Annotated in this window: 15 protein-coding genes; 10 read left to right on the top strand and 5 right to left on the bottom strand. The window is 50.8% G+C overall.

The annotated features are described in order from the left end of the window. The first annotated feature begins 3 nt into the window (after positions 1-3). The 7 genes from ACR9Y8_RS12775 (at position 4) to ACR9Y8_RS12745 (ending at position 10,492) form a co-directional block, all read left to right on the top strand. Positions 4-1,419 carry a RagB/SusD family nutrient uptake outer membrane protein gene (locus ACR9Y8_RS12775; RefSeq protein WP_481213634.1) on the top strand — a complete coding sequence of 472 codons (1,416 nt, stop codon included), beginning with the start codon at positions 4-6 and terminating at the stop codon, positions 1,417-1,419. Between the two features lie 17 nt (positions 1,420-1,436). Then, a complete protein-coding gene (locus tag ACR9Y8_RS12770) occupies positions 1,437-2,153 on the top strand; it encodes a hypothetical protein (protein ID WP_481213633.1) in 717 nt (238 codons plus the stop codon). A gap of 61 nt (positions 2,154-2,214) precedes the next feature. Beyond that, positions 2,215-4,647, top strand: a complete 2,433-nt coding sequence (locus ACR9Y8_RS12765; RefSeq protein WP_481213632.1) for a glycoside hydrolase family 2 protein — start codon at positions 2,215-2,217, stop codon at positions 4,645-4,647. A 6-nt stretch (positions 4,648-4,653) separates the two neighbouring features. Beyond that, a complete protein-coding gene (locus ACR9Y8_RS12760) occupies positions 4,654-7,215 on the top strand; it encodes a glycoside hydrolase family 95 protein (RefSeq protein ID WP_481213631.1) in 2,562 nt (853 codons plus the stop codon). A 47-nt stretch (positions 7,216-7,262) separates the two neighbouring features. After that, the gene (locus ACR9Y8_RS12755; protein ID WP_481213630.1) at positions 7,263-8,285 is read left to right on the top strand and encodes an alpha-galactosidase; all 1,023 of its coding nucleotides are present in this window, start codon (positions 7,263-7,265) and stop codon (positions 8,283-8,285) included. A gap of 18 nt (positions 8,286-8,303) precedes the next feature. Beyond that, entirely contained in the window at positions 8,304-10,181 is a 1,878-nt protein-coding gene (locus ACR9Y8_RS12750) for an alginate lyase family protein (protein ID WP_481213629.1), read from the top strand. A gap of 77 nt (positions 10,182-10,258) precedes the next feature. Then, entirely contained in the window at positions 10,259-10,492 is a 234-nt protein-coding gene (locus ACR9Y8_RS12745; RefSeq protein ID WP_029465766.1) for a hypothetical protein, read from the top strand. 17 nt (positions 10,493-10,509) lie between these two features. On the opposite strand, the gene ACR9Y8_RS12740 is transcribed toward ACR9Y8_RS12745, so the two are convergent. After that, a complete protein-coding gene (locus ACR9Y8_RS12740; protein WP_481213628.1) occupies positions 10,510-11,817 on the bottom strand; it encodes a hypothetical protein in 1,308 nt (435 codons plus the stop codon). A gap of 120 nt (positions 11,818-11,937) precedes the next feature. Beyond that, complete coding sequence (locus ACR9Y8_RS12735; protein ID WP_481213627.1) at positions 11,938-12,411, bottom strand: MarR family winged helix-turn-helix transcriptional regulator; 474 nt, start codon at positions 12,409-12,411, stop codon at positions 11,938-11,940. A 51-nt stretch (positions 12,412-12,462) separates the two neighbouring features. On the opposite strand from ACR9Y8_RS12735, the gene ACR9Y8_RS12730 reads away from it, so the two are divergent. Both ACR9Y8_RS12730 and ACR9Y8_RS12725 read left to right on the top strand, forming a co-directional pair. Continuing rightward, a complete protein-coding gene (locus tag ACR9Y8_RS12730) occupies positions 12,463-13,293 on the top strand; it encodes an AraC family transcriptional regulator (protein WP_481213626.1) in 831 nt (276 codons plus the stop codon). 86 nt (positions 13,294-13,379) lie between these two features. Continuing rightward, positions 13,380-14,090 (top strand): SDR family oxidoreductase, encoded by a 711-nt coding sequence (locus ACR9Y8_RS12725; protein WP_481213625.1) that lies wholly within the window; start codon positions 13,380-13,382, stop codon positions 14,088-14,090. An 87-nt stretch (positions 14,091-14,177) separates the two neighbouring features. Here the strand turns inward: ACR9Y8_RS12725 and uxuA are convergent, their stop codons facing one another. The 3 genes from uxuA to ACR9Y8_RS12710 form a co-directional block, all read right to left on the bottom strand. Further along, positions 14,178-15,353, bottom strand: coding sequence for a mannonate dehydratase (uxuA, locus tag ACR9Y8_RS12720; protein WP_481213624.1), 1,176 nt, complete (start codon positions 15,351-15,353; stop codon positions 14,178-14,180). A gap of 93 nt (positions 15,354-15,446) precedes the next feature. Then, positions 15,447-16,751, bottom strand: a complete 1,305-nt coding sequence (locus tag ACR9Y8_RS12715) for a glycerate kinase type-2 family protein (protein WP_481213623.1) — start codon at positions 16,749-16,751, stop codon at positions 15,447-15,449. Then, entirely contained in the window at positions 16,748-17,188 is a 441-nt protein-coding gene (locus tag ACR9Y8_RS12710; protein ID WP_481213622.1) for a hypothetical protein, read from the bottom strand. The genes ACR9Y8_RS12715 and ACR9Y8_RS12710 overlap by 4 nt, the downstream gene beginning before the upstream one ends. A 171-nt stretch (positions 17,189-17,359) precedes the next feature. On the opposite strand from ACR9Y8_RS12710, the gene ACR9Y8_RS12705 reads away from it, so the two are divergent. Continuing rightward, complete coding sequence (locus ACR9Y8_RS12705; RefSeq protein ID WP_481213621.1) at positions 17,360-20,404, top strand: amidohydrolase family protein; 3,045 nt, start codon at positions 17,360-17,362, stop codon at positions 20,402-20,404. Positions 20,405-20,408 lie beyond the last annotated feature (4 nt).

The raw sequence follows: 20,408 nt of genomic DNA, 5'->3' as shown, positions 1-20,408 counted from the left end.
GTTATGCAAAAGATATTGCTCATAATATTGATCGCTTGCGGAATGCTTTCTGCCGGATGCAACAAATTCCTGGATGAAAGACCGAAGAGCGAACTTACACCGGAACAGTTCTGGCAAACCGAAGACGATATTAAAGCTGCGATGGCCGGGGTTTATGATGGCGTACAGGGATGCTTTGACGATAACTGGGTGTATTGGGGAGATGGCCGTTCAGACAATATGGATGTGACACAGTACGGTAACAAGCAGTATTCACAGAACGGCTTAAGCGCCACCACTGCAGGTACAGACTGGGCGCCTTTTTATGTTACCATCCTACGTGCCAATATGGTGATGAAATATGCGCCGGGCGTAAAGAATGTAACACCGGCCAACCTGGCCCAATATACGGCACAGTGCCTTAGCATCCGGGCATATTGCTATTTCTGGCTGGTGCGCCTGTGGGGCGATGCGCCGGTATGGCTGGAGCCGTATGACGACCTTACCAGGAGCCCTTACAAGCCCAGAACAGCAGCAGACAGCATCTTTACAGGCATTATCATTCCTGACCTGCAGAAAGCCTGGGATATGCTCAATACCGATCATTCATCCGTTTACGTGGTAAATAAGGGCGCTGTAGCGGCCATGCTTACAGAAGTGTATATGTGGAGAAAGGACTATACCAATGCATTGGCCTGGTCTGACAAGCTGATGGCTTTAAAATGGTACTCGCTGGCAGCTACTGCCGATTGGAAAAAGCTGTTCACGGATCCTTCCAACACGCCGGAAAATATCTGGAGCCTTACCTGGGATTACCTGGTGGACGGCGGCGCAGGCATCTCATCCCAGATAGGCGCCAATGAAACCAACAGCGACTTCTCTGTTACAGACACATTGTGGAACTATTTTGTGGCTACACCGGCAGACATCAGGGGCGGTTTGTCTGTTGACCTTACGATCGACAACCGCGACAAGATGCATAAGTTCTTTGCCGTTAAGCTGAATAAGGACGGGCACCAGATCTTTCCGAGAAGCTCAGAAGCCAATGTGCAGTTTACGCTATACCGCCTGGCAGATATTCTCCTGCTGAGGGCAGAAGCCTTTAACAAAAAAGGCGACAGGGCAAGCGCGCTTGCTGCACTGAACCAGGTACATACCCGTGCAGGACTGCCAGCATTCACCGCCACAGATTTTGCAGATGAAGCGGCCATGGAGAACGGCATCCTGCGCGAACGTCAGCTGGAGCTGTTCCTGGAAGGCCGTCGCTGGTTTGACCTGATCCGTACCGGTAAGCTGATAGCCGTAATGGACCCGATTCTGAAACAGCGTGTACCTGGTGGCCCAGGGTTCAATGACATCAGGCTGGCCCTGTTCCCGATCCACAGGAATAATCTTAACAGTAACCTGTTGCTCAGGCAGAACCCTCCCTATTCTGAGTAAATAAAAATTACCGTGTTATGAAAATAATACTAACTAACAGATATAGATTATGGCTGCTGCTATGCATCGGCTTTAGCTGCCTGAGCGCCTGCACAATTGCAGGGCTGGATATGCAGGAAGACTGGGACTTTGAGCCGCATGTGTCAGACCCGCATACCAATAAGACCGTCTGGCGTTTTATGATGGACAGGAATCAACCGGGGCAGGATTCTGTTTTTAACCTGATGCTCGAAGGAATTACTTATGCAGGCCTTGATTCTACTACTTACACACAGACCGGTAAGACCTTTATCCTGTTACATGAAGATGCGGTGCTGCGGATAGACAAAAATAAAACGACCAACGACTGTTACTTTGGCCGCTACCTGGTGCCGGACCGTGATGCGAACGGCAATCCTATTCCCGGTAAAACACGTGCCGCCAAAAGCTGGACAGAATATCCAAAAGAACAGGTAAAGAACTACCTGCTCTACCTGATCGTCCAGGGCGAACATTCCTTCGGTTCTATCGGCATAGAGAACGACACGGTACATACGCTGCTGCCCGAAGGAGCCGACCCACTGAACCCGCAGAGTATTATGACGCTGAAGATAGTGAACGACAGGGATTCCAAGCTCAAGATCAACGATTTTCTGAACTCAGTAAGAGCCACCACGGTACGCACTGCCGGACTGTTAAATACTAATGGCCCGGCCCACGTGGTAGACCGCGTGGTGGAATTTGGGGTGAAATAGCGCTTTTGCGCCTTATATTAGAATCAACAATAGGGAATAAATAATGATGAGAAACCTGCTTTTGACAGTACTGATAATTGGTGTATTACAATCGGCCGGGGCGCAGCAGCAAAGCCGGCTTACACAGCCATGGGAGTTTATCCGGCAAGACCTGGGCAGTGCATGGGAGGCAGTGCGGCCCGTTACCGAGGGCAGCCCGGAATCTGTGCCGCTATGGGAAAAGGTGACGCTGCCACATTGCTTTAATGCCAGGGACGCCGTAGACCCGGACCAGAATTATTACGAGGGCCCCGGTTGGTACAGAACGGTCCTTGAGCTGCAGAACCCTTATGCGCAGGGCCGTACCCTCTTACATTTTGAAGGCGCCGGGCAAAAGACCGATGTGTATATATACACCATCAAAGCAGGCAGTCATACCGGCGGGTATGATGAGTGGACCGTGGATATTACAGACGCCGTACAGCAGTTCTTACAAAGCCCTGCGGCCAAACGCTACAAAGGCAGGGTACCGCTGGAGATACGTTGCAGCAATGCGAGGGATGCGGAGATGATCCCTTCTACCATGTCTGATTTCAACGTGTATGGCGGATTGTATCGTAATGTAAACCTCGTATATACGCCTGCATTATCATTTGACCAATTACAAATACAGGCGCGTACGGATACGCAGGGAAAAGAAGGCGAGATAGACTTGAGCGCTGTTTTCAGGAACCCTCAACACATCAGGGAGGCCAGCCTGGAGTTCAGCATACAGGACCCCGCGGGCAAAACAGTCCATCAATGGTCGCAACAGATGAGCACAGCGGATGATGAACAGGCGCTCCATCATCTTGCTATTAAAAGGCCGGCGCTTTGGTCGCCGGCTTCGCCGCAGCTGTATACCGTGCAGGCGCGGCTTAAAAGCGCTGCCGGTGAAGCAGTGTGGAACGGGCGTTTCGGCTTCCGTTCTTTTACATTTACAGATCATGGGCCTTTCCTGCTGAATGGCAAGCGCCTGTTACTGCAGGGTACACACCGGCATGAAGACGGCGCCGGTGTGGCCGCTGCGCTTACAGACGATATGATACGGCATGAAATGCAGCTGATAAAAGATATGGGCGCCAACTTTATACGCCTCGGGCATTATCAGCAATCACGTTTGGTGCTGGACCTTTGTGATAGCCTGGGCATACTGGTGTGGGAAGAGATCCCCTGGTGCCGCGGTGGACTGGGAGGCGAAGTATATAAGGAGCAGGCCCGCCGTATGCTGAAGAACATGATCAGCCAGCATCGCAATCATCCTTCCGTGATATTGTGGGGCCTTGGCAATGAGAACGACTGGCCGGGAGATTTCCCCGAATTTGACAAGCAGCAGATACGCGCTTTTATGAGCGAGTTGAATACATTGGCACATACCCTGGATAGTACCCGTAAAACCACTATCCGGCGTTGCGATTTCTGTAAGGATATTGTAGATGTTTATTCTCCTTCTATCTGGGCAGGCTGGTATCGCGGCCGTTATACGGAATACAAACAGGAAACCTTAAAGGCCATTGCAGATGTGCCGCATTTCTTTCATGCAGAATGGGGCGCTGACAGTCACCAGGGACGCCACGCTGAAGAGCCGGAAGCCTTTATAAAGGCAATAGCCACTGGCAAAGGAGCCGATGAGCGGACTGGCGATTTCGCTTTGAAAGGCGGTGATGCGCGCGCCTCCAAAGACGGAGACTGGTCTGAAACCTATGCCTGCCGGCTGATAGACTGGCACCTGAAAGAACAGGAAACATTGCCGCAGCTGACAGGCAGCGCCTACTGGATCTTCAAGGATTTTTCCACGCCGCTGCGCCCTGAGAACCCCGTGCCTTATGTGAACCAGAAAGGTGTGGTAGGGCGCGATCTTATACCTAAAGAAAGCTATTACGTGTTCCAGTCTTACTGGACCGAAAAGCCGATGGCGCATATCTACGGTCATACATGGCCGGTACGCTGGGGCAGGGAAGGAGAGCTTAAAACCATATGGGTGTATTCCAATTGTCCGGAAGCTGAGCTCTTTGTGAACGGAAAGAGCTATGGTGTGAAAAAGCGTAACAGCCAGGATTTTCCGGCGGCTGGCCTTCGCTGGGAACTGCCCATGCATAAGGGCGCTTACCAGGTAAAAGTAGTAGCCCGTAAAGGAAAGCAAACTGTAACAAATGAAATAGCTTTTGAATACCAGAGCGCACAATGGGCCAGGCCTGCAAAGCTGCTGCTGGAAAAGACAATATCAGGCGATACCGCGCTGATAAAGGTAAAGCTGGTAGATGCACAGCACCTGCTTTGCCTGGACGCAAATGATGATGTGACCTTTTCCATTGCAGGTGACGGTGTATTGATAGATGACCTGGGAACCTCCACCGGTTCACGTAAGGTACAACTGGCCAACGGACAGGCACAGATCAGCGTGCGTTTGAATAAAGGGCAAAGTGTAGCCGCGGCGGGCGTAAAAGGCATACCATCTGCTTTCATCACATTATAAGCGAATATGAGACCTTACTATATCATTACCGTTTTCCTGTTGTTTTCCTTTTCGGTGCTGGCAGCCACACCTCCTGATTCGCTGCTGAAGCTGTGGTATAAGCAGCCCGCTGCAGGATGGACGGCTGCTTTGCCCCTGGGCAACGGACGTATAGGCGCCATGGTATTTGGCGGAATAAAACAGGAGCAGCTGCAGCTGAATGAAGGGTACCTGTGGTCTGGCGGTCCACGCGACGGTAACAACCCGGCAGCAAAAGAAATATTGCCGCAGGTACGGCAGCTGCTCTCTGAAGAGAAATATATAGAGGCGGATAAGGCTGCACGTAAAATGATGGGACTGTATAGCGCCCGTTACCTTACGCTGGGTAGCCTGTTCTTTGAAAACAGTATTAGCGGCACGCCTGAGCAATACCGCCGTGAGCTGGATCTGAACAATGCGGTTGCTACTGTTACTTTTATTGCAGATGGTGTAAGATATACCCGTGAAGCATTCATCAGTTATCCTGCACAGCTGCTGGTGATCCGCTTCAGTGCGAGCCGCAGCGGGGCTATTACCTTCCATACAAGATTTGAGAACCAGATGCCGCATCACACAGAAGCGGTAACTGCGCGCTATTTGGTAATGAAAGGAAAAGCGCCGGAGTATGTAGCCAACAGGCCCTCCGAGCCAAGGCAGATCGTGTATGCAAAAGATGAAAAAGGAGAGGGCATGAACTATGAAGTGCATTTGCGGGCCCGCGTAAAAGATGGGACCATAAAAGCGGATACCGCCGGGCTGAAAGTACAGGGTGCTTCAGAAGTAGTATTACTCTTGTCTATCGGCACCAGCTATAACGGTCCGGATAAATCTCCCGGCAAAGCAGGAAAAGACGCGGGCGCAGCAGCCGTGCGTTACCTGCAGGCTGCCTTACAGAAGAGCTATGAACAGTTGTTAGAAGAGCATAAAAAAGATTACACAGCACTTTTCAGCAAAGTATCCCTGGACCTTGGTAAAGACAGTTCTGCATCTCAGCCTACAGATGTAAGGCTCAAAGCATATACCGCCGCCGGTGGCCATCGCGATCCGCAGCTGACCACCCTGTTGTATCAATATGGCAGGTACCTGATGATAGCGGGCTCCCGCAAAGGCGGGCCGGCCATGAATCTGCAGGGTTTGTGGAATAATGCCATGCAACCACCATGGGGATCCAATTATACGATCAACATTAACACGCAGATGAACTATTGGCCTTCCGAGACGGCCAACCTGTCTGACTGTGGCCTGCCATTGTTCAATTTTATTACTCAGCTGGCCCGGAAAGGCCGTGTAACCGCTGCCGTTAACTACGGCGCAAAAGGGTGGACGGCTCATCATAACGCAGATATATGGGCCATGACCAACCCCGCCGGCGGTATTGATTTCAATGATCCGCGCGGCACTCCGCGCTGGGCCATCTGGCCAATGGGCGGGGCCTGGCTTACCCGTCATTTATGGGAACATTACCAGTATACGGGTAACCGCACTTTCCTGGCTGATACTGCCTGGCCCATTATGCGGTCTGCCGCAGAATTTATGCTGGACTGGCTGATAAAAAATGAGCAGGGAAATTGGGTGACCAGCCCGGCTACTTCCCCGGAGAATAGTTTCCTGGTGAAGGGCAAAAGGGAAGGTTCTGTGAGCATTGCTACCACAATGGACCTTTCTATTATCCGTGATCTCTTCAACAATATCATACTTGCTAACCGGGTGTTGAAAAAGGATGATGCATTTGCAGCAAGGCTGACTTCAACACTTGAAAAACTGTATCCCTTCCATGCAGGACAATATGGGCAACTGCAGGAATGGTATAAGGATTGGGACGACCCTGAGGATCATCACCGGCATCTGTCTCATTTATACGGATTATTCCCGGGCTATTTCATTACACCGCGTCATACACCGGAACTGGCTGCTGCTGCCAAACGCAGTCTGCTCATGCGTGGAGATGGCGGCACGGGTTGGTCAAAAGCATGGAAGATCAACTGGTGGGCCAGGCTGGAAGATGGCGACCACGCCTATACGATGCTGAACAAGCAATTGTTCCTGGCTACTACAGACAGCGTGAGTGTAGCAGATGATGCCGGCGGCTCTTATCTCAACCTGTTTGATGCGCATCCGCCTTTCCAGATAGACGGTAATTTTGGCGTTACCTCCGGCATCACGGAGATGCTGCTGCAAAGCCATGATGGTGCTATTTTCCTGCTGCCTGCATTACCGGCTGCCTGGCCAACAGGCAGTGTAAAGGGGCTGAGGGCCAGGGGCGGTTTTATAGTGGATCTGTCATGGGAGAACGGAAAGCTGGTCACAGCAGATATTTACAGTACACTGGGAGGGAACTGCCGTGTACGGGTACGTCAGCCCATTCATTCTTCCAGTTCTATTTATGCTCCTGCCAAAGGGATGAATACAAATCCTTTTTACCCCGTACCATTGCCGTCAAAGCTGGAAATAAAAGATAAGAGCAAATTGCCGGAGCTGCCGCTGCAGCAAGCGTATGATTACGATATCAGCACAAAAGCAGGAGGACATTATCACCTGGAGAACTCCTGAAATAACCTTACGAAAAGATTTTTGATGATAAGAATAAATGTAAGCATATGAGCCAAGGCATAAAAAAGACACTGATCTGTTTGTTGGCAGTATGGCTGCCTGCAGCCGTTGTACAGGCAGGGCCGGCAGACCAGTTCCTGCAGGCGCTGAAAAACAGCAAAGCTATTGTGTATGGCGCCAATGGACAACCTGCACCGGCTGCTATACAGATCAGCCGCAGCTGGAACGGAGATTTTTGTAATACACGTATCACCAATACGGGCAGTGCGCCGCTACGTTTAAAAGAAGCAGTGCTGGCACAGGCGGGAAGGATACTGCCACGTACTACGCCTTTCTATGCAGAAGGTTTCCAGATGCTGACACAAACAGCCGGAACGCTGGAAAAACCACAGACACTGGGTAATTACAGCGACGCCGGACACTATAAAATACCTCAGCCAGATGGCTACCTCGCCGTTTATAATTTACTGCGCCTTTATCCTGCGGGCAACCCGCAACTATTGCTGGGCTTTACCAGCGCACGTCGTTTTGTAGGCAAGTTTTACCTGAGCGCGGATACTATCAAGGTAGTGATGGACCTCGAAAATCTTTCCTTACAACCCGGCGCCAGTTTTGAGCTGGAAGAATGGGCACTGATGGATGGCATGGAAGGAAATGTATTACTGGACAAATTTGCCGGTCGTATAGACCGGCATCATCCCCGCCTGGCATTTAAACAGCCGCCAACAGGATGGTGTAGCTGGTATTGCTTTGGCCCAAGGGTTACGGCGCAGAATATTTATGATAACCTGGATTATATTAAAACCAATGTACCGGCGCTGCGATATATCCAGATAGACGACGGTTATCAGCCGCATATGGGCGACTGGCTATCTGTAGGGAAATCGTTTGGCGGTAATGTGCAGCAGGTGCTCCAAACCATCAGGAACAAAGGCTTTGAACCTGCCATATGGGTAGCGCCTTTTATCTGCGACAGCAATTCAACAGTGTATAAAGAGCATCCTGACTGGCTGGTAAAAGATGCCGGCGGTAAACCGCTGCGCAGTGACCTGGTGACCTTTGGCGGCTGACGACTGAAGCCCTGGTATGTGCTGGATGGTACCAATCCTGCTGTGCAGCAGCACCTTGAACAGATGTTCCGTACTATGCGGCAGCAGTGGGGATGTACCTACTTTAAGCTGGACGCCAATTTCTGGGGCGCTATACACGGCGGTTATTTTTATGATAAGGCAGCTACCCGTGTGGAAGCGTACCGCCGCGGTATGGAAGCCATCCTGAAAGGTACCGGCGATGCATTTATATTGGGTTGTAATCATCCTTTATGGCCTTCGTTAGGCTTGATACATGGTTCCCGCAGCTCGATGGACATCAAGCGGCAGTGGTCTGTTTTTGAGCGTTCAGGCCGTGAAAACCTGTATCGCGCCTGGCAAAACGGGCGCTTGTGGTGGAACGATCCTGATTGCCTGGTGCTGACCGGTAAGATGCCGGACAATGAATACCGTTTTCATGCAGCGCTGATCTATGCTACCGGTGGTATGCTGCTGAGCGGTGATGATCTTACTACTATTTCTCCTGAACGCCTGAATATATTGAAGAAAAGCGTGCCGCCTACTGCGCAGGCAGCGGCATTTGAGAACAGCAAATTTGAAGTAGGAAGAATATCAGGCCCGCAGGGCAAATACCTGGTGTTACTGAACTGGGACAGTACTGCGAAGACCATCTCCGCTACACTGGATGCGCCCTGTGAGGTGGTGGATTACTGGACAGGTAAAAGCCTGGGCGAATTCTCCGGCAGGTATAGTGTACAATTGCAGGGACATGATGGCATCGTAGTAGCACTGAAACAAACTGCAGGTAATGAAAAAGCCTGGTTGCAGCAGATCATAAAAGACCGAAGGAAGGATATACTGGCAAAAGTAACATGGGCAAAACAACAAAAGCCCATTACGGTAACTGCGTATAGCTGTAGCCGTAGTACAGGCGGCAAACATGATTTTTATTCTGAAGGTGATTACTGGTGGCCTAACCCGGTAAGTGCGGACAGTCCGTACATTCAGCGCGACGGGCAAACCAACCCGGAGAATTTTGTAGATCACCGTCGCGCAATGGTGCGTTTTAGCCGCGTAATGGGAGCTCTGGCAGCGGCATATGTAGTGAGCCAGGACAAAGCTTACCTGAACCAGGCGCTGGTGCATGCACGCGCCTGGTTTGTAGATACTGCTACCATGATGAATCCCAACCTGCAGTACGCCCAGGCCATTAAAGGCCGCGCTACCGGCAGGGGGATTGGCATTATAGATACCATTCACTTCCTGGAAGTAGTACAGGCGCTTCGTATCATGGAGCAGGCAGGTGTTATTCCTCCTGCAGACCTGGCAGCGATAAAGGAGTGGTTCTCGCGTTACCTGCACTGGATGACCACGCATCCTTACGGAAAGGATGAAATGAATGCCACCAATAACCATGGTACCTGTTGGGTAATGCAGGTAGCGGCGTTTGCCAAATGGGTAGGTGATCAGCACTGGATGGACTTCTGCAGGGAGCGTTACAAAACGGTATTATTACCTAACCAGATGGCGGCAGATGGCAGTTTTCCCCGTGAGCTGGGACGTACCAAACCTTACGGTTATTCATTGTTTAACCTCGACGCGATGACGATGATATGCCAGATACTCAGCGATAGTAATAACAACCTGTGGACATACACAACACCGGATGGCAGGAACATACAAAAAGGCATTGCTTACCTTGCTCCTTATGTAAAAGACAAGCACAGCTGGCCCTTCGCAAAAGATGTGATGTATTGGGATAACTGGCCGGTAGCACAGCCATTCCTGTTGTTTGGCGCCGTGGCTTATAACAACCAGGATTATTATCGTAGCTGGCTGAAGCTGGATCATAACCCGCAGGTAGAGGAAGTATTGCGTAATCTGCCCGTGCGTAACCCGCTTATCTGGCTGGAATAATTTTTTTTCAGAACCCTTGTTTATTTTAAATATTATGAATATTTTTATATATATCTATCCTATGAAAATGTTTTTATATGAGCTGGATGAAAGACCTGTACACCATTTATCAGAAACTTGATGAAATCGGTGTCGACGACGTAAAAAAAGAAATTGTAAAGGCACACCTGTATGGTTGCAGTGTAAACGGGGCAGAAGCCTACTTCCTGGTACTGCAACAGCTGGTGCTGATCAAGAAAGACAAGGTTCAGATCTATGAGGTGATCAAAAGAGAGGTAGAGAGCATTATACAGTATAGCAGATTAAATTAAGACGGGACAATTCCTAACTATCTCAGTTCCTCCATCAGCTTTTGAGCTTTCGTATAAACAGCCGCTTGTGGCGGTATTTTTAGGAGCCACTCCAGGGCTTGCTGTTTATCCCTTTCTTTCAGGAAACTAAGTGCCATGTAAAAGGCCGCATCGTAGCGGATAGGTTCGTTGCTGTTATACACTGCCTGCAGATCTGCCCGTGCCTGTGCCTGTTGGTTGATCTCAACCAGGGACACTCCACGGTAGTAGCGTGCAAAGGTATTGGACGGATCGAGTTGCACTACGTGGTTCAGCTGCTGAATGGCAGCTGGAAAGCGACGCCTGTTAAAGTTGCGCGATGCTTCGTGCAACAGTCTGGACGTGTCGTTATTGGGAACGTGATGGTGCACCATTTCGGTAGGGGCAAACTGCCGGTATACGTCTTTGCGCCAGGGGCTGATGAACAGCAGTCCGGCCATTAGTATGGCAAATACGGTGATGCCCATTACATACCATCCCATGCGGTTGGTATCTCTGTCTTTGCCGTAAAACCAGCGCTGGCGCATGTCGGCAAGTATCTGCATCAATTCCCGTTTGGTATTGTCGGGCGTTAAGGTGCGGCGCAGCCATTCTATCGCCTCTCTTCCCTGCTCTACTATTTCCCTCAGGGCAGGCTGCTCGTTCAGTTGCTGTTCAAATGCCTGTTTCTCTGATTCGGGCAGCTCGTTCATCACGTAAAGGGCAGCCTGTTCAATATTGCCGGGATAGAGCTCCTTGCCGCTGCGCTGGGTAAGGCTGCTTTTGATGAGGGTGGCCATACAGGGGGCGGAGAGCTCAGGTGGCAGGCCTGCTGTAGGCTGCGGATTAGTGCCTGCGCCATCGGCCACAGGACGGATCAGGGCTTGCTGTAGGGTGCTCTGGCAGGTAGGTGTTAACTGGTAGTAAAGCTGTACCCAGCATCTTTTTTTGTTGCCATTCTCCACAATCTCCTGTACGTATTTGAGGTGCGTATTGTCGAGGGCAGCGATTTCTGCTTCGGCTTCTTCCCGTAGGTCCATACCGCGCCTTTGCAGTTCTTTACGCCACGCTATTTTGCAGATAAGCATCAGGAAGGGCTCAAAGCGGGCTGTCAGCTCAATGGCATGCCTGCGGGCATAAGAGTAGATATCGGTAAGGGCAATCTCAAAAATATGTGCTGCATCTTTCCTGTTCCCTCCATGTTGCAGAATGTAAGAGCTGATCTTCTTCGCAAAATGCCGGTATATAGCATCTATAATGGCCGGGGAGCTTTCCAATAAGCCGTCTATATACTCATCGTCGTTATATAAAAGCCGTGTGGAGGTCATACGTTCGCCGCTTGTTCTGATTTTGGGCTGCTCTCTTATAAAAGTATTAAACCTTGGTCAATACGCGAAAAAATTTTGAACAGCTGGTAGGTACATACAGTTTACGTGCCAGATTCAGCATTATAAGCCCGGATATACAAAATGTACTAGTCTGATTAGTACGTCTTTCGCTGTGTTCAGGTCTGTTTCTCCTACCAGGCCGGCGTAATACCGTTCTATTTCCAGCACGCTTTCTGTGGCGGCAATGACCAGCTCTTTTCCCTTATCGCTGAGAAATATCACCGTAGCGCGGTTGTCATTCTCATGTTTGCGGGTAACAATATACCCGGAGGCTTCCAGGTTCTTCACTACCTTGCTCATCGCCTGCTTGGTGATATGTGCTTTTTTAGCCAGCTCATTGTTGATAATGCCTTCCGGGGCGATATTGGCGATCAGTACCATGTCTCCCATTTTAAAGTCGGCATATCCCTTTTGCTGTAAACTTTCTGTCAGGCGGTTGTCCATTTCCTTTTTCAGCAGGTTCACTGCCCGTATCAGCAGGTTCCGTCTCTGTGCAATATATTCCTGTAATTTGTCGTCCAGCGGACTGGTCATAACGCACTATTTTTAGGGCCAAATATATATTTATTATCTTGGTTGCAGGCAATGCAAGTAATCGACAATATACTATATTATATTCAACAACACTTTGACCGTGAGCTGTCACTGGAAGTACTGGCCAGGGAGGCGCATTATTCACCTTACCATTTTCACCGGCTTTTTAAGCAACAGGTAGGCGAGGCGCCTAAACAATACCTGTTACGTCTGCGCCTGGAGAAGGCTACCAAAGAGTTGCTGTTTTATCCGGAGAAATCCGTTTATGCGATTGCAATGGACTGCGGTTTCAGCTCGCAGCCTGTATTTTCCCGGGCATTCAAAGCCAGGTATCAGCTAAGCGCTGAGCAATACCGTGAGCAAGCCTTACAGGCTATCCGGGAAAGAACGGATGCCATTACGCCGGATGTGCAGCAGTACCCGGTTAGCATTACCCGTATGGAGCGGGTGAATATTGCCTGCGAGATCACCCACCTTTCAGAAGAAGCAGATATCATTCCCTTATTCAGGAAACTGCATCAATGGGCAGCAGCCAGGGAACTGCTGGGCCCACACCCGGAATATTACGGCGTTTTCCTGGACACACCGCATACTACCGCCTGGAACAAATGCCGTTACCTCGCAGGTATCCGTATTCAGCAAGCTTTCAGCGGCAGGGAGTCTTATTCCTTAGGAGGGACTACCATTGCCCGGATACCGGTAATGGGTGGTTTTGATGTAACAATGGATTATGCACTGTATGTAAAGCAACGCTGGTTGCCCGACAGCGGTTATGAAATGATACAGGGAACACCCGGTTTCGAATACTTCTCCGAAATAGATTTCAATCAACCTTACTCTCAACATTACCGCACTATCTGCATCGGCATACAGCCAAAATAGCAAGAAATGCAAAACGGTTCGCAAGAACCGGGAAAAGCCAGCGTTCAGGGCCATCTACTTTTGAGTCATCATAAATCACTCAAAAGATGTCAAAGATGAAAGTAGTAATCGCAGGAGGCACTTCGGGCATAGGCCTGGCCACAGCGGCGCTCCTGGCCAACAACGGAGCGGAAGTGGTCATAACAGGCCGTAACCGGGAGAAGATGGAACAGGCGCTGGCCACATTGCCGGCTACTGTAAAAGGACAGCTGGCAGATGCTGCAGATGCACCGGCGCTGAAAGCATGCATGGCTGCTGCCGGGTCAATTGATCACCTGGTGCTGGCGCTGAGCGGCGCCAAAGGCGGTGGCTTGTTCAGAGATCTGGATCTGGCACAGTTAAAGGCCGGGTTTGAAGAGAAATTCTTTCCCCAGCTGCAGGCCCTGCAGGCAGCCTTACCTTATTTGGCCGCCAATGGAAGTGTTACTTTTATTACAGCAGTCAGCGCGCGGGCCAAAGCGCCGGGAGTATCCGGACTGGGCGCCATTAACGGAGCGCTGGAACTGATGGTGCCTGTGCTGGCCAAAGAATTAAAACCGCTTCGTATCAATGCGGTTTCTCCGGGTGTGATAGATACGCCATGGTGGAATTTCTTGCCTGAGGAGGCCCGCCGGGAAACATTCAGCCAGTATGCGCAGGCAGCGCCCGCAGGACGGGTAGGTAAGCCGGAAGATATCGCGCAGGCCATCGCACAGCTGATCAGCAATACTTTTATTACAGGGCAGGTATTAACGGTAGATGGAGGGTTGGGATTGTAGGAGCTCTAAACCCCTGGAAGGTTTTAAACCCTCCAGGGGTTGAAAGCATCAGGCAAATATTCTGCTGCTGACTTTATAACCATTCAGTCATTTATTCCCCGTTGATCTTGCAATACCCAGCTCAAGGCCGCGCAGCTCTGCAAGGCCGCGGAGGCGGCCAATGGCGCTGTAACCGGGATTGGTCTTTTTGTGAAGATCGTCCAGCATCTGGTGCCCGTGGTCGGGGCGCATAGGGATCGATATATTGCGTTTGTTCATTACCGATAGTATGTTCTTTATAACGGCATACATATCTACATCGCCTTCCAGGTGATTGGCTTCATGGAAATTACCCAGGCTATCACGCTGGGTGCTGCGCAGGTGAATGAAATGAATATGCTCTCCCAGGCGTTCTACCATTCCCGGCAGATCGTTATCGGCGCGCACGCCGTAAGAGCCGGTACAGAAACACAGGCCGTTGGAAGCGTAGGGGGCTGCAGCCAGCAGTTCGCGGGCATCCTGTTCGGTGCTTACTACGCGTGGCAGCCCCAGTATCGGGAAGGGAGGATCATCAGGATGGATGGCCAGCTTAACACCTACTTCTTCTGCCACCGGGGCGATCTGCTGCAGGAAATAGAAGAGGTGCAGCTTCAGCTGGGTGGCGTCGATGCCTTTATATTTATCCAGGGCTTCCTGGAACTGCTGGATGGTGAAGCTTTCTTCTGATCCGGGCAGGCCGGCGATGATGTTGCGCTGGAGGGTTTGTTTCTCTGCATCAGTCATGCTGTCAAAACGCTCTTTGGCACGGGAGATATCCATTTCATCATAATCATTCTCAGCGCCGGGCCTTTGGAGTATAAAGAGATCAAAAGCGATGAAGGCCGCCTTTTCAAAACGGAGGGCTTTGGAGCCATCTTCTACGGTGTAGGCCAGGTCCGTGCGGGTCCAGTCCAACACCGGCATAAAGTTATAGGTAACGGTATAGATACCTGCTGCCGCCAGGTTGCGAAGGCTTTGCTGGTAGTTGCGTATATATTCCTTGAAACGCCCGCTTTGTGTTTTGATGTCCTCATGCACCGGTACGCTTTCCACTACAGACCAGCTAAGCCCGGCTGCTTCTATCAGGGCTTTGCGTTCAAGTATTTCTTCCTTTGTCCATACTGCCCCGTTCGGGATATGATGCAACGCCGTTACGATGCCGGTTGCCCCGGCCTGTTTGATGTCCTGCAGGCTTACAGGGTCCTTGGGGCCAAACCATCGCCATGTCTGTTCCATTCTCGGCATATCTATAGGTTTAAAAGAATTAAAAATGTTTTAGTACAAACCCCAAAAATAGAATGTCTCAGGAGATATGCAAATTTTTACTTTATTCAATATTTATTCAATAATTGCGAGCATGATGTCCATCACATTGGTTTGTGTAGGCCCTGTTTTAATCAGGCCGCCGGTTTGCTCAAAGAAGTGATAGGCATCGTTATTCTCCAGGTATTTGAAGGGATCAAGGTTCATTGCCGCTGCCTGCTGCATAATGGAGGCGTTTACCACGGCGCCTGCAGCATCTGTAGGCCCATCTGTACCGTCTGTACCTGCACTGAGAATGGTGATATGAGGATGCGATTGGAGGGTGATACCGGCAGACAAGGCAAACTGCTGGTTACGTCCGCCGAGGCCATTGCCGCTTACTACCACGGTGCTTTCGCCGCCCATGAGGAGGCAGGCAGGGCGCGGGCCTGTCCACCGGATGGCCTGTTGCGTCAGTGCCTGTGCCAGCGTGTGGGCGTTGCCGCTTACGCTGCTGCTTAGCAGTGTGGTATGAAGGCCCTGTTCTTCTGCGTAGCGGGCGGCTGCTTCCAGGGCGATGGCATTGCTGCCGATCAGGTAATTATAGGTGTTGTTAAAGCCGGGATGACCTGGTTTGGGCGTATCTGCAATTTGTCCGATCAGTCCCTGGCGCAGGTATTTTTGAATGGCCAGCGGGATCAGGCGGGAGAGCTTATATTTTTCCAGGATGGCGTGTGTATCTGCAAAAGTGCTGCGGTCTGGTACGGTAGGGCCGGAGCCGATGACGTCCAGGTCGTCGCCTACCACATCGCTCAGGATGAGCGTGCAAAGGGTGGCGGGATAGATCTGCAGCGCCAGCTGGCCGCCTTTGATAGCAGAGATGTGCTTGCGAACCGTGTTCATTTCATGGATGGAGGCTCCGCTTTTCAGCAGCAGGTCAAATAGTGCCTGCATATCTGCAAGGCTGGAGCCGGGAGGATAATCTGCCAGCAGGGCAGAGGCGCCGCCAGAAAGCAGGAAGAGTACCAGGTCGCGGGTCTTAACGCCAGACAGCAGCTCCATCATCTGATGGGTGGCATGCACGCCATTATTGTCTGGCACCGGGTGACCGGCCTCCATCACCTGTACATGCTGTAAGGGTAAGGAGTGCCCGTATTTGGTGATCACCAGGCCTTCCAGCGGATAAGGAAGCCCGCAGTTTTCCAGGGCAAGGGCCATGGCGGCTGATGCCTTGCCTGCTCCTGCCACGAAAATGCGGCTATCTTTCTGTAGATGAAATAATTTACCGGCTATACGTAAACCTTCCGGTTCTATCTGTATGTGTTGGGGAATTAATTGTTGCGGTTGCACGGCTGCCACGGCCTGCCGGAAAACAGCAGTAGCTATGGAGACAGTATTCATCGATCCTGCTTCGCCATTTTTCGTTCCTGTCTCTTATCCATTTTGGCCTCCAGCTGCTCTCTCTTCTTCATCTCCCAGTCGTTCCACTTTTTATATTGTGCAGGTGACAATACTGTTTTGAATCGCTGACAGCGCTCTTCGTTCAATGCTTTCAGTTGCTGCATACGATCTTTTGCAGGCAGGCCCTTATCTGCTTTGATAGCGTCTCTGCGACGTATAATATCTTCATTGATGGCATAGATCTGTTCGTCCTGTGTATGTGTAAGGTTCAGTTCACGGTATAATTTGTCGCTCATCTTATCGGCCTTTTTCTCTGCGCTCCAACGGCTTTTTTTATGTGTACTGCTGCTGTCTTTCGCCTGCGCATAGCTATTCCCCTGAAACACAAGCATCAGGCAAAGCAGTAAAGCCCCGGTAACCGTCATCATTTTTTTCATATAGTAAGGATATTGTGTCCTGGAATTTAAAATTGGCCTGCAACTAAGGTACTGAAAGTAACCGTTCATAAAAAATATAATGAAATATTTATAGCTATATTAAATTTAAGCTTTTGCCAAGATCCGAATCTAAACCGCTAACCAATTAAAAGCCACATTAAAACACGACGTATGGAGCAACCCTCGGTACCAATACCCACCGTTCTACGTAGTAGACGTATCAAAATCTTTTACCTCCTATTTGCCTGGCTGCTGGCCGGCGCCTATGCAAAAGCCCAGGAAACTTTTCCTGTGAACGGCGTAAATGATCCGCGCGAAGGCTGTTTTGCGCTTACGCATGCCACTATTGTAAAAGATGCCGCTACCACGCTGCAGGATGCCACCCTGGTAATACGCGATGGCCGCATTGTTAGTGCAGGCCCTGGCGCAGCCATTCCTAAAGATGCAGTAGTGATAGACTGCAAGGGCAAATACATTTATCCCTCTTTCGTGGATATCTACAGTGATTACGGCATTCAGCCTGCTAAGAAAAGCGCTGCAGGCTTCAGGGCGCCACCGCAGTTCCTGTCTAACACCAAAGGCGCCTTTGGCTGGAATGAGGCGATTAAAAGCGAGGTGCAGGCGGCAGACATCTTCAAGACAGATGGGACCAAAGCCAAAACATTACGCGAGGCTGGCTTCGGTACTGTGCTGAGCCATCAGCAGGATGGTATTGCCCGTGGCACCGGCGTACTGGTAACGCTGGCCGATGAAAGGGAGAACAAGGTAGTGATCCGTGAAAAGGCTTCTGCGCAGTATTCTTTTGACAAAGGCAGTTCTACCCAGAACTATCCCGGCTCTCTGATGGGATCTATTGCCCTGCTGCGGCAAACTTACCTGGATGCGCAATGGTATAAGACCCGACCTGCAAAAGAAGGCGTCAACCTGAGCCTGCAGGCCTGGAACGATGTACAAAGCCTGCCGCAGATCTTTGAGGCCGGCGATAAATGGGATGTATTGCGTGCTGATAAAATAGGCGATGAATTTGGCGTGCAGTATATCATCAAAGCTAATGGTAATGAGTACCAGCGTGTACCCGAAATGGTTGCTACAAAGGCCTCATTTATATTACCGCTGAACTTCCCCCGCGCCATGGATGTAGAAGATCCTAACGATGCGCGCTTTGTGGCGCTCAGCGATCTGAAAGACTGGGAACTGTCCCCTACAGAACCCGCTGCTTTTGAAAAGGCAGGCATCCCCTTCTGTCTCACGGCTGCAGGGATAAAAGATATGAAGCAGTTCCTTGCCAATGTACGCAAGGCCATTGAGTACGGACTGACTGAACAGAAAGCGTTGGATGCGCTGACCAAAGTTCCCGCTGCGCTTATTAAGGCGGATGATAAAGTGGGCACGCTGGAAGCCGGCAAGCTGGCCAATTTCCTGATCACTTCAGGCCCCCTGTTCAAAGAAAATACCGTGTTGTTCCAGAACTGGGTGCAGGGCGAACGTTATGTAATAAACGAAGACGGCTGGACGGATATACGGGGCACTTACACCCTGAACCTTAGCCCGGGCGCTACCTATACTATATTGGTAAAAGGCACGCCTGCATCGCCGGCGCTGTCTGTGCTGCAGCAGCAGGATACCCTGGCGGGCACTATTGCGCTGGACGGCAAACTGGTAAGACTGGCATTCCCGCTGGCTAAACGCAGCAGCCGCACGCTGCGCCTCAGTGGTGTACTGGCAGATCACAACTGGAGCGGCAACGGGCAGGACACCAGCGGCAATGCAGTTAAATGGTCCGCTGTTTTTGCAAAAGCCTTTGTGCCCCCGGCTGATACTACAAAGAAAAAGACTGGCCCGGACATCGGTAAAATATATTATCCCTTCAACGGCTATGGCTGGGAAACACTACCGCAGCAAAAAGATATCCTGATCAAAAATGCAACGGTATGGACCAATGAACAGCAGGGCAAACTGGAGAATACCGATGTACTGATCAAAGCCGGGAAGATCGCCCAGATCGGTAAGAACCTCGCCGCCGGCAATGCTTTGGTAATAGATGGTACCGGTAAGCACCTCACGCCCGGTGTGATAGACGAGCACTCTCATATCGCTATCACCAGGGGTGTGAATGAAGGCACACAGTCTGTTACCTCAGAGGTGCGTATCGGCGATGTGCTGAATCCTGATGATATCAATATCTACCGTCAGCTGAGCGGCGGCGTGACTTCCAGCCATCTGCTGCATGGTTCTGCCAATACCATCGGCGGACAAACACAGCTGATCAAGCTGCGCTGGGGTGCAGATGCCGAAGCGCTGAAGTTTACAGGATGGGATCCTTTCATCAAATTCGCCCTGGGCGAGAACGTAAAGCAATCTAACTGGGGTGAAAGCCAGCGCTCCCGTTTTCCGCAAACACGTATGGGTGTTGAGCAGGTACTCACCAATGCGTTTACCCGTGCACGTGACTATGAGCACCAGGCCGCCGGTAAACGCCGCGACCTGGAGCTGGACGCCCTGGTGGAGATCCTGAACAAAAAACGTTTCATTACCTGCCACTCCTATGTGCAGAGTGAGATCAACATGCTGATCCATGTGGCAGATACCTTTGGTTTTACTGTAAATACGTTCACGCATATACTGGAAGGGTACAAAGTAGCTGACAAGATGAAAAAGCATGGTGCAGGCGCCTCTACCTTTGCCGACTGGTGGGCCTATAAAATGGAAGTACAGGATGCCATCGCCTATAATGCCAATATCATGAGCGGAGTAGGCCTTACCGTAGCCATTAACTCAGACGATGCTGAAATGGCCCGCCGTCTTAACCAGGAAGCCGCCAAGAGCATTACTTACGGCGGTATGGCAGAAGAAGACGCGCTGAAGATGGTGACCCTGAACCCGGCCAAGCTGCTGCATGTGGCAGACAGGGTAGGCAGCATCAAGCCCGGTAAAGATGCCGACGTAGTACTGTGGTCTGATCATCCCCTCAGCATCTATGCGAAAGCAGACAAGACCATCGTAGACGGTATCGTTTATTTTGACCGCGACCGTGACCTGGAGCTGCGCAAACGTATTGCCGAAGAACGCAACCGCCTGATCCAGAAAATGCTCGGAGAGAAAAAGAAAGGCGCGCCGCTACAGAAGGCCACGCCCACCAAAGACGATCTCTGGAACTGTGAAGATATGGAAAGCGGGCACCAGCACGGTATAATCATTGGCGATGATGAACAATAAAACA

It is taken from the genome of Chitinophaga sp. SVR4-12A (assembly GCF_056754765.1).
The sequence above is the reverse complement of the archived record's forward strand: the minus strand, read 5'-3'. Positions and strand labels throughout refer to the sequence as shown.

Coding starts and splice junctions, on each gene's coding strand:
- ACR9Y8_RS12775 (WP_481213634.1), top strand. CDS start 4: ATGCAAAAGATATTGCTCATAATATTGATCGCTTGCGGAATGCTTTCT.
- ACR9Y8_RS12770 (WP_481213633.1), top strand. CDS start 1,437: ATGAAAATAATACTAACTAACAGATATAGATTATGGCTGCTGCTATGC.
- ACR9Y8_RS12760 (WP_481213631.1), top strand. CDS start 4,654: ATGAGACCTTACTATATCATTACCGTTTTCCTGTTGTTTTCCTTTTCG.
- ACR9Y8_RS12755 (WP_481213630.1), top strand. CDS start 7,263: ATGAGCCAAGGCATAAAAAAGACACTGATCTGTTTGTTGGCAGTATGG.
- ACR9Y8_RS12745 (WP_029465766.1), top strand. CDS start 10,259: ATGAGCTGGATGAAAGACCTGTACACCATTTATCAGAAACTTGATGAA.
- ACR9Y8_RS12740 (WP_481213628.1), bottom strand. CDS start 11,817: ATGACCTCCACACGGCTTTTATATAACGACGATGAGTATATAGACGGC.
- ACR9Y8_RS12735 (WP_481213627.1), bottom strand. CDS start 12,411: ATGACCAGTCCGCTGGACGACAAATTACAGGAATATATTGCACAGAGA.
- ACR9Y8_RS12730 (WP_481213626.1), top strand. CDS start 12,463: ATGCAAGTAATCGACAATATACTATATTATATTCAACAACACTTTGAC.
- ACR9Y8_RS12725 (WP_481213625.1), top strand. CDS start 13,380: ATGTCAAAGATGAAAGTAGTAATCGCAGGAGGCACTTCGGGCATAGGC.
- uxuA (WP_481213624.1), bottom strand. CDS start 15,353: ATGCCGAGAATGGAACAGACATGGCGATGGTTTGGCCCCAAGGACCCT.
- ACR9Y8_RS12715 (WP_481213623.1), bottom strand. CDS start 16,751: ATGAATACTGTCTCCATAGCTACTGCTGTTTTCCGGCAGGCCGTGGCA.
- ACR9Y8_RS12710 (WP_481213622.1), bottom strand. CDS start 17,188: ATGAAAAAAATGATGACGGTTACCGGGGCTTTACTGCTTTGCCTGATG.
- ACR9Y8_RS12705 (WP_481213621.1), top strand. CDS start 17,360: ATGGAGCAACCCTCGGTACCAATACCCACCGTTCTACGTAGTAGACGT.